The organism is Idiomarina aquatica (assembly GCF_004362895.1).
In the GTDB taxonomy this organism is placed as follows: domain Bacteria; phylum Pseudomonadota; class Gammaproteobacteria; order Enterobacterales; family Alteromonadaceae; genus Idiomarina.
In genome coordinates this window covers 74,631-83,820 of sequence record NZ_SNXI01000010.1, presented here as the reverse complement: position 1 = coordinate 83,820, position 9,190 = coordinate 74,631, and the positions used below count along the sequence as shown (strand labels likewise).

The window sequence follows — 9,190 nt, the reverse complement described above, 5'->3', positions numbered from 1 at the left end:
ACACGCCTTGGTATGCCTGTGAGCGAAATGGTGCGCTAACCCCGAGTTGGGGAAAGGGGGAGTTTACCCTCAATAATGATTTGATCAACAAGGCCCTTTTGCATCAATAACCAAAGAGTCGGCCGCTTGTTGGTTGGTATAACCCAGGAATGTTTTGAGTTTATTCAGTCGCTCAATACTACTTTTACCTGGTAGACCCAACTCATTTAGCCCTTCACGGATGAACTTTGTACCCTCTTCGTAGCGCTCTACACGACGGCAATGCTCTTTCCAGTTAAGCAACGCTTGATTTTCAACATAGTTCCAAATCGATTGCATGACAGCCTCCTTATTAAACACCTAATTACTTCAATTGCAGGGATGAGTTTTTACCCTTTAACCGAGCACTGCTTCTTGCAGTTGGTAAAGGAATATCGCCAGTCTCATCGATAAAGCGGCCGTCGGTGTCATAGCGCGCAAGTGTTTTGTTATCGACTACCAAAATATAATGACTAACGGTGCCGCGAATACGATGCACACCGCTTGAGTCTTCTTGAATAGCCGAACAAATGTAGGGCTCGCCTGCACTGGACTTGATTGCAGAGTAATGCTGGGATAAGTCGAGTACAAAAATGCGGTACGAGCCTATCATTGCAGCAAACGTGATTTGATTCGGCACTGGCTCGACAAACTCACGCTTTAAGTAAGCTTTAGGGGCGTTTTCGCGCTTATAGTCATGGGGATGACTCATGGGTATCTCCTTAATTGCGTTAAACAAAGTGCAAGTAAGGAGAGCAATGCAATGTGTGTCTGATGGTTCCTGACATCGACAGGCACATCCTAAGGAACTCCTTAGTAACCACCTTACCCAGACCGGCAGGTTGGCGAGAGCATCGCTCTTCTCTTAATGCGGGAGATATAATAGCAAAACTGCTTATGGATGTCTAGGCGTCCAAATGGGGTGGGGGGATAGACAACTGGACTGACTGACGATATGGTTCAAAGGTGGGGTATAATTAATGAAGCTTAAATCAGGCCTATTAAAGCGAACGGTTCAATGCCAAGTCAGCAGTGATGATTTTAACAATAGGAAGTTCCATAGGCGGATAGCAAGTTTTGCTTTAAAGTAAAGGCAATAAGCGCGCTCAACAGACTCACCGGAAGCTCGCTTAACCTTCTCTACCTGAATTCAGAAAAGACTAAGTGTTGTGGCAAACTAAATCTGGCCAACTCCATATAGTTAATTCAACTTATGTTCTTCAGAACCCAGTAACAATGGTCATCGGCCTTTTCAGAGTTCAACATAATTTACCATTTTACTCTATAGCGTATTTATCTTTTTTATACGGTATAGAGTATACTTGCTAGTATTACGCTTTACCGTATACTTAGAGTCTAATCTGAACGGCGACTATACGGGTAAATATCATGAATATCACAAGACCTGAGCAGCTTAGTGCGTTTATAAAGGACTACCGCAGTAAAAGCGGCCTCACTCAGTCTGATATTGCAAAGCTTGTGGGCATTCGTGTTGCCACAGTGTCGGATTTCGAAAATAAACCCCAATCCTGCAAACTAGAGACCTTCTTTAAGATTCTGGCCGCGCTTAATTTAAAAATAGATATAAATACGCGAGACGCCGGAAGCCAGGGCGATTCGTCAGAATGGACTGAAGAGTGGTAAACAATGGATAAACTAGATGTTTACATGAACGGTCTAAAAGTGGGTGAGTACGGGCGTAGCAGGAGCGGGGCGAATACGTTTGGCTATGATGAAAGCTGGCTGGATTCGCCGGGGCGACGCTGTATATCACTGTCACTGCCGCTTCGGAGCAAGCCCTATCCGGGACCAGAAGTTTATAATTATTTTGACAACCTACTTCCCGACTCCCGGGAAATTCGCGAGCGAATCGTTGCACGTTTTCAGGCTGACTCTACTGAGCCATTTGATATTTTAACCCAAATCGGCCGGGACTGTGTTGGCGCTATACAGCTCTTACCTCATAAGACACAGCCACCCAATTTAAAGTGCATTGACCTGAGCCCTCTATCTGAAAAGCAATTAGCGAGAATCTTGAGGGGATATCAATCCAAAACCCCGCTGGGTATGTTAAGAGGTGAGGCTGATTTTCGCATTTCTCTTGCAGGTGCCCAGGAGAAAACCGCTTTATTATTTCACAACGGGCAGTGGTGCTTGCCCCACAACGCGACACCAACGACTCACATTATCAAGCTACCCATCGGTGAGATACAGTCTCATGACCGAGTTATTGACATGCGACATAGCGTTGAGAACGAATACTTATGTCTGCAAATTGCAAAAGCGTATGGGTTTAAAGCCGCAAATTGCGAAGTCATTACGCCTGATGGTATGAAAGCGCTTGCCGTAGAGCGTTTTGACCGTAAGCAAAGCCCAGACGGGTCATGGATAATACGTCTTCCGCAAGAGGACTTTTGCCAGGTGACTGGTACATCACCGGCAAGAAAATATGAAACCGATGGCGGTCCTGCAGTTTCGCAAATTATGAAGGAGCTGCTAGGGTCGGTTACACCTATTGAGGATCGTTATACCTTCATGCGTGCGCAAGTCTTATTTTGGTTGTTGGGCGCGACAGACGGCCATGCCAAAAACTTTTCTGTTTTTATAGAGCGTGAAAACCGATATCGCTTAACGCCACTCTACGATATCCTATCGGCGTTTCCTGCTATTAATAAAAAGGGTCTGCACGAAAAAGACCTAAAGCTTGCCATGTCGCTTAAGGGGAGCCATGGCAGAAAGTACGAATGCCGAATGATCCGTCGAGAGCACTTTCTGGCAACCGCTAAAGAGGTTGGTTTTAGCCAAGACGCTATGAACGAGATATTAGACGATATGGCTGAAGGAACTGAGAGTGTCATAGAGCAAGTTACTCGCGATTTACCTGAGTCGTTCCCCAGTTTTATTGCTGAACCCATTTTCAATGGTATGCGCAGGTACAGCCAACGACTTTAGAGAACACTCGATAAAACCATCGATGCCAAGATAACGTACTAAAGGTTGGTTATTAACGAGGCGGGCGTGTGCTTAAACCCAAAGTTTTATTTCCTCAGCAGTTTATTCACAAACACCCTATTCATCATGGGGAAGAGTTTGGCGTGCTGTGCTGGAATACGCAAAAACTGACCGAAAAGCCAGAGTTTCAGCGCACTTTATCACGCGTTTTAACAGACTACCCGAGTTTGTTTTTGTTACTCCAGGAGGTGAAGCTGAGCGCAAAAAATAATTGGCTGCTGCCGAGCTGGTCTTATGCGGTGGCGCCGAATATGCAAACCCGGCGCTCTGTCTATGGTGTTCTTACGGCAAGCGGTTATGCGTTTAAAGAAGCTCAGGCTCGGCTGAGCAGCAAGCGCGAAGGCATGTTCGCAACTCATAAAAGTTACATGCTCTCTCATCACTCGTTGGCAGAGGGCGGCTCACTGCTGGTCGTCAATGTTCACGCGATTAACTTTGTTCGTGCGCGCCAGTTTTCCCAAGAAATAGAGCTTATCAAAGAAGAAATACTAGAACATAAAGGACCGCTTATTGTGGCGGGTGATTTTAACGTGTGGAGTCGCCAGCGCCGGCTAAGCTTGTTGCAGTTCTGTCGCAGTGTGGGTCTTCGGCAAGCAATTATGGTCGACCCTCATCATGTTAAGGCCTACCGACAACATCCGCTCGACTTCATCTTTTATCGCGATCTGGCATTGCAGGAAACATTAGCGATAGATACCAGTAAAGTGTCTGATCACAACCCGCTTTATGCACGATTCAGACTATAGCGACTCAGAACTAACGTTTTACCACAAAAAAAGTGAGCCCCTGCGACAGAGCTCACTTTCCCTCTTTACCTCTCAATAAAACGCTCTACAGAGTTTTCAATAACTCATCAACCGCACGTTTTAACTGCGGATCCACGTTTTTGGCTTTATAAGCCGGCGGGTTGAATACCTCGATATCGGGCTGTGCCGGGGTAAAGTCCATATTGGCGTCGGATTCCTTAACCCACCAGCCTCTAAATGGCATTCTGATAATAGACCCATCAACAAGACGTTCAGCGCCGGTACTGATTACCGCACCAAAGGTGGGGCGACCAACCAACTTGCCGATGCCTAAGGCTTTATAGGCATGAGAGAAGATTTCAGCATTTGAATAGCTGTTTTCGTTACTCATGGCAATAGATGGCTTAGTCCACGCCGATAACGGTAAGCGTTCAGAGTAGGGGTATTTGTCTCTGAACTTCTTCTGGTCTTTGTCCAGGTCGTCAGTGGCACCACGAGGAATGGTATAAGCGTGCTGTTCAACGTTTAAGACGGCCATCAGGTAGTCGGTTGTCCAGCCCCCGCCGTTATAACGCACGTCAATGACGATACCGTCTTTGCCGTAACCGGCAGCCATCAATTCGCGCTCAAAACGCTCAAAGCTGGTCCAGTTCATACCGCGAATATGCAAGTAACCTAAGCGTCCGTCGGAGTACTCTTCGGTCATTGCACGGCGCGTCTCGACCCAGTTGTCGTACTTCTCATCGCTCAAGCTGGTGGTTGGCCACAACACGACTTCGGTGTCCTCATTGGCACGCTTGATGTTGAGCAACACCCGTTGGTTTGCGTAGCCATTCAGCAACTCATAGAAGTTGGTGTCTTTGACCGATTGTTGATTGACTTGAGTAATGACATCACCGACTTGCAGGCGGCTGTCATCGCGTGCTGCAGGGCTTTTGTTAAGAACAGAAGTTACCTCTAAGCCTGCATCGGTTGGTATAACCTCAACACCCACTAAACCGGTTTGGGTTTTTTGAGTCTGTTTTTGGTTTTCACCGCGGTATAAGCCCATATGGCTGGCGTTAACCTGACCCAGCATCAAGTTGAAGATATACTGAAAATCTTCTTTGGTTGATGCTTTTAATGCTAATGGACGGTACTTTTCTTTTAGCTCCTGCCAGTCATTGTCATGGAATTCAGGATCGTAAAATCCGGCATTAAGTGCTTGCCAGGCTTCATCAAAGATCTGCGCGCGCTCGGCCATGTGCTCGATGTTCTGTTGAGACACGGTCGATAAGGTTTCGGGCTTGTCTTTTTTGGTGTCTACTTTGACTAACTGGCCTTTACCGGTTAACGCAAACAAGTGCTTGCCGTCGTTACTCAACGATAAGCTACGTGGGCTTTTGTTACCCTCAATGACCTGTTTTTTATCCTCACCGTTCCACTTAATCTTGAACAGATCCTGGTCCATTTTAAAGTTCTGACGGCCAGCACCACCAATGGTGTAATAAACATGCTCGCCTTCTTTGTCGAACGCTAAGCCCGATTCATTACCGGCAAAACGCGTGACCTGAACCAGTCGTTCATAGATGCGATCTAAATCAATTTGCATCGGCTCGACTGCTTTTTCATCAACTTCCGAGTCGTCTTCGTCTTTTTTGGCATCAGCCGTTTCGTCTACAAACTCATCGCGCTTCCACTCTTCTTTTGAGCGTTGCCAATCGCTTTCTGTTAACCAGGCAAACCAAATGTCGTAATCACCGTTATTACGCATGGACGTAAAGCCTAGCTTGCTACCATCGGGCGACCAAACCGGGCTGTAATCGCCTTTCGGATGCATACTGACATTAACAGGTTCTTGCGAGTTATCGGCAGCATGAATAAAGACTTCGCTGTTAAACGACAGATCCGATTTAGCGTAAGCTAACCAGTTACTGTCTGGTGACCAACTTATGCCGCTGGGTGTTGCCCAGCCGTCTAACAAGGTAACTCTATTGGTTAATGACTTGTCTGCAGTAATGTCAGCGACAATCAATTTACCGCGCCCTTCACGGTAGGCTACTTTCTTGCCATCCGGAGAAACCAGAGGCTGGCTTTCTTGCGCGTCGGTGCGTGTGACAGGTGTTACTGAATGCTTCAGCGATTTAAACAAGTTTGGCTCTTCAGAGTCAGCCGATGTCAGCGCAAATATATCGTTTTGTCCATCGCGGTCTGACACAAACAACAAGGTGTTGTCGTCAAGCCAGGTGACATCTCTGTCTCGTGCGGCACCTGTTGTTAGTCTGACTGACCGTTTATCTTCTTTATCGTTGCGTTTTACAAACAAATCGCCACGCACGACATAAGAAATTAATTTACCGTCAGGGGATACACTGTATTCATCCAGTGAGTCCGTGGTTGATTTTTTGGTGACCGGGTCAAAACGAAAGTCCGTAGGAATTGACAGGTCGAGCGATGAGCTCTTACCATCAGCGACAAGTTTAACTTTATCAGCTGCCTGATAAACAAGATGGTTTGCTTGTTTATCAATACTAAAGTGCTCTACACCAAACTCGCTTTCATCGGTGACTTGTGTTGCACGCCTCGAACCTAGCTTCTGCTTGAACACGTTGTATTTACCGGCGCGAGCAGAAATAAAGTACAACTCGTTATTGCTCGACCATTTAGGCATAAAGTCATTGCCATCAAAGTCGGTTAGCTGTTCGTATTCACTGGTTTCGGTGTCATAAATCCAGATATTGCGATTGGCAGGGCCACGGTAATCCTCACGTGATACTCTGGCGGTACTGCGTACAAAAGCAATCTTTGTGCCGTCCGGAGAAACCACTGCATCAAAGCCCAGAGCGTCCATATACCGCGATTCGGTAGCGTCATCTGTCGGAGCTACACCATAGACTTCCCACTCGCGTTCAACTTCAGCGTATAAACGGCGAGTATTAAAGAGTACTTGGTTATCGTTGCTAAACCCTAAAACACGATCGGGGGCACTGTGATAGGTTAAGCGATCGGGACGGCCGCCCTCGCTTGGCATGATAAACACGTCATCATTACCAAAGCGGTCACTACTGAATGCTATGGAACTGCCGTCTTTTGACCATTTCGGTGAGCTTTCATAGCCTTCGTGGATGGTTAAACGGTTTGGATTGGTGCCCGATGTCGACATTGTCCAAATATCGCCCTGGTAACTGAAGGCGATTCGCGTCCCATCAGGACTAATTTCGGGTTGCATAATCAAAGGTCGTTCTGAGCTACCATCAGACGCGGACGCCCCCAGCGCCGCAGATACAAGCAAGCTTGTAAGCAGTCGTTTCATAGTTTTGTTGCCTATTTTAGTTAGATTTATTCATTATCGCGGAATGATACATCTCACTATCATTCCGCGAAGTGCGAGGGGTTGCACGTCTTACTCGGTAGGCCGCGCATTTTGCGCGACTAGAAGATGTAAATGAAACCTATACCGACCTCTGCTTCGTAGTTGCTACGAGCAATCGGACTATCCCGAACATCACTACTGTAATATTCAAACAAAGCCTCACCGTAGAGCTGCCAATTCTCATTGATGTATTGGCGGTAATTAAAATCAACGCCTATCGAGCGCAATCCGCCACTCATTGATGTCTGTGGCAAACCGGACGCAGCAGCCTGGCCCGCGTCTATGCCAAATCCCTTGGTCGCATACTCACTGTCGTGGAACGTCGCTACTAAATTAACTTCTGAACCCGTACCGTCAACTTGGTCGCCAAAACGACGGCCGATACCAAACAGGGCAAGATTTCCCTCGTCACTGGCTACCACACGGCTCACCAACCAGTAGCGCCAGTCGGCATCGAGCGCACGACGCGCTTGCAGCACCAGTTCAGCGCCTTCGTCCTGATCACCAAGCCCATCCAAATAGCCGTCCTCGGAATCATTCTCTCACCGGTCGGGTCGATATTGGTGAACATCTGCCCGCGGGTTCGATACCGCGAGAGGATGTCGCTCATGTGTTATTGGGCTGCCTGAAGAACAATGACATGGTTGGCAAAGCCTTTGACGTGATGTCGGCTGACTAAAGCCATAGTCGAGTATTAACCGCTTTTCCGATTATTTTTGCGACCACGAGCACCGCCCGGCTTTGGCTTGCGCGGTGGTCGTTGAGTTTTCTTCGGTGGTGGCGTTTTGCCGTTCAGTTCAACGTCAGCGAAGCCTTCCAGTTGATCGCGTTTTATCGGTTGGCCAATCAACTTTTCAATCGCCTTCAGGGTTTTAAATTCTTCATCCATTACCAATGAAATAGCATGGCCCACCTGACCAGCACGACCGGTGCGGCCGATGCGATGAACGTAGTCTTCAGCCACCTGTGGCAGATCATAATTTATCACATAGGGCAGCTTTTCGATGTCGAGTCCACGCGCGGCAATATCGGTGGCGACCAGTACTTGTACCTTACCGGCTTTAAAGTCGCCCAAGGCCTTTGTGCGCGCGCCTTGGCTTTTGTTGCCGTGAATAGCTGCAGCCGAGAAACCACCCGCATCGAGCTGTTTAACCAGTCGGTTTGCGCCGTGCTTAGTGCGCGAAAATACCAGTACTTGAGGTAAGTTAAGGTTGCGTAGAATTTGCATCAGCATGCGAGGCTTTTCGCTTTTTTGCGCCGCATATAAGGTTTGTTCGATGCGCTCTGCGGTAGAATTAGGTGGTGCCACAGACACCTCTACCGGGCTGTTGACTAAACTTTTGGCCAGTGTACGGATTTCATCAGAAAACGTTGCCGAAAACATCAGTGTCTGGCGTTTTGCCGGTAATAACTTGATGATCTTCTTGATGTCATGAATAAAGCCCATGTCCAGCATACGGTCGGCTTCGTCCAGCACTAATACGTCGAGTTTAGGGAAGCGAACGGCGTTTTGTTGGTACAGATCGAGCAGTCGTCCGGGTGTGGCGACAAGAATGTCGACGCCTTTACGCAGCTTCATCATTTGTGGGTTAATTTTAACGCCACCGAAGACCACTGCATAGTTTAGTGGTAAGCCTGCGCCGTAGGTGGCGACACTTTCACCCACCTGGGCTGCAAGTTCACGCGTCGGGGTCAAGATAAGAACCCGTGCTGTATTCGACTTAGCGCGCTCACCATCTTTCAACATCTGTAAAATCGGCAGGGTAAATCCTGCGGTTTTCCCGGTACCGGTTTGAGCCGCAGCCATAACGTCATTGCCGTTAAGTACAGGAGGAATTGCTTGCGCTTGAATCGGAGTGGGCTTGGTATAGCCCTGACGAGTCAGGGCAGAAAGGATTTCCGGACACAGTCCGAGATCAGAAAAAGTCATGTATAAATGTGCAACTTAATAGTGATAATTGACGCCATTCTACATCACCGCGGCAGTTAACGCATTGACAAGTGCATGGTAAAAAGCGATGCTGGCTAACATGAATATTACACAACAGAGCCTAACCCTAAT

At 47.7% G+C, this 9,190-nt stretch carries 7 protein-coding genes, 1 pseudogene and 1 riboswitch; of the genes and pseudogenes, 3 read left to right on the top strand and 5 right to left on the bottom strand.

The window, feature by feature from the left end:
• Positions 1 to 84: 84 nt before the first annotated feature.
• Both DEU29_RS08715 and DEU29_RS08710 read right to left on the bottom strand, forming a co-directional pair.
• Entirely contained in the window at positions 85 to 318 is a 234-nt protein-coding gene (locus DEU29_RS08715) for a hypothetical protein (RefSeq protein WP_133539978.1), read from the bottom strand.
• Between the two features lie 25 nt (positions 319 to 343).
• Complete coding sequence (locus tag DEU29_RS08710; RefSeq protein ID WP_133539977.1) at positions 344 to 730, bottom strand: hypothetical protein; 387 nt, start codon at positions 728 to 730, stop codon at positions 344 to 346.
• Between the two features lie 52 nt (positions 731 to 782).
• A riboswitch (SAM-I-IV-variant riboswitch) is annotated at positions 783 to 895 on the bottom strand.
• Between the two features lie 512 nt (positions 896 to 1,407).
• Here DEU29_RS08710 and DEU29_RS08705 point away from each other — a divergent pair.
• From DEU29_RS08705 to DEU29_RS08695, 3 genes are all read left to right on the top strand, one after another.
• On the top strand, positions 1,408 to 1,662 hold the full coding sequence (locus tag DEU29_RS08705) for a helix-turn-helix domain-containing protein (protein ID WP_133539976.1): 255 nt from the start codon (positions 1,408 to 1,410) through the stop codon (positions 1,660 to 1,662).
• Positions 1,663 to 1,665: 3 nt separating this feature from the next.
• Positions 1,666 to 2,970, top strand: a complete 1,305-nt coding sequence (locus DEU29_RS08700) for a type II toxin-antitoxin system HipA family toxin (RefSeq protein ID WP_133539975.1) — start codon at positions 1,666 to 1,668, stop codon at positions 2,968 to 2,970.
• A 68-nt stretch (positions 2,971 to 3,038) separates the two neighbouring features.
• A complete protein-coding gene (locus DEU29_RS08695) occupies positions 3,039 to 3,776 on the top strand; it encodes an endonuclease/exonuclease/phosphatase family protein (RefSeq protein WP_133539974.1) in 738 nt (245 codons plus the stop codon).
• 85 nt (positions 3,777 to 3,861) lie between these two features.
• On the opposite strand, the gene DEU29_RS08690 is transcribed toward DEU29_RS08695, so the two are convergent.
• The 3 genes and pseudogenes from DEU29_RS08690 to DEU29_RS08680 all read right to left on the bottom strand — a co-directional run bounded on the left by DEU29_RS08690 (position 3,862) and on the right by DEU29_RS08680 (position 9,058).
• Positions 3,862 to 7,068, bottom strand: a complete 3,207-nt coding sequence (locus DEU29_RS08690) for a S41 family peptidase (RefSeq protein WP_133539973.1) — start codon at positions 7,066 to 7,068, stop codon at positions 3,862 to 3,864.
• A 119-nt stretch (positions 7,069 to 7,187) separates the two neighbouring features.
• Positions 7,188 to 7,652 (bottom strand): annotated as a pseudogene (locus tag DEU29_RS08685) (MipA/OmpV family protein); the annotation flags it as partial.
• 170 nt (positions 7,653 to 7,822) lie between these two features.
• On the bottom strand, positions 7,823 to 9,058 hold the full coding sequence (locus DEU29_RS08680) for a DEAD/DEAH box helicase (protein ID WP_133539972.1): 1,236 nt from the start codon (positions 9,056 to 9,058) through the stop codon (positions 7,823 to 7,825).
• Between the last annotated feature and the right edge of the window lie 132 nt (positions 9,059 to 9,190).

What these genes read in the sequence shown, in the direction of transcription:
- DEU29_RS08715 (WP_133539978.1), bottom strand. Translation starts at nt 318, where the DNA reads ATGCAATCGATTTGGAACTATGTTGAAAATCAAGCGTTGCTTAACTGG.
- DEU29_RS08710 (WP_133539977.1), bottom strand. Translation starts at nt 730, where the DNA reads ATGAGTCATCCCCATGACTATAAGCGCGAAAACGCCCCTAAAGCTTAC.
- DEU29_RS08705 (WP_133539976.1), top strand. Translation starts at nt 1,408, where the DNA reads ATGAATATCACAAGACCTGAGCAGCTTAGTGCGTTTATAAAGGACTAC.
- DEU29_RS08700 (WP_133539975.1), top strand. Translation starts at nt 1,666, where the DNA reads ATGGATAAACTAGATGTTTACATGAACGGTCTAAAAGTGGGTGAGTAC.
- DEU29_RS08690 (WP_133539973.1), bottom strand. Translation starts at nt 7,068, where the DNA reads ATGAAACGACTGCTTACAAGCTTGCTTGTATCTGCGGCGCTGGGGGCG.
- DEU29_RS08680 (WP_133539972.1), bottom strand. Translation starts at nt 9,058, where the DNA reads ATGACTTTTTCTGATCTCGGACTGTGTCCGGAAATCCTTTCTGCCCTG.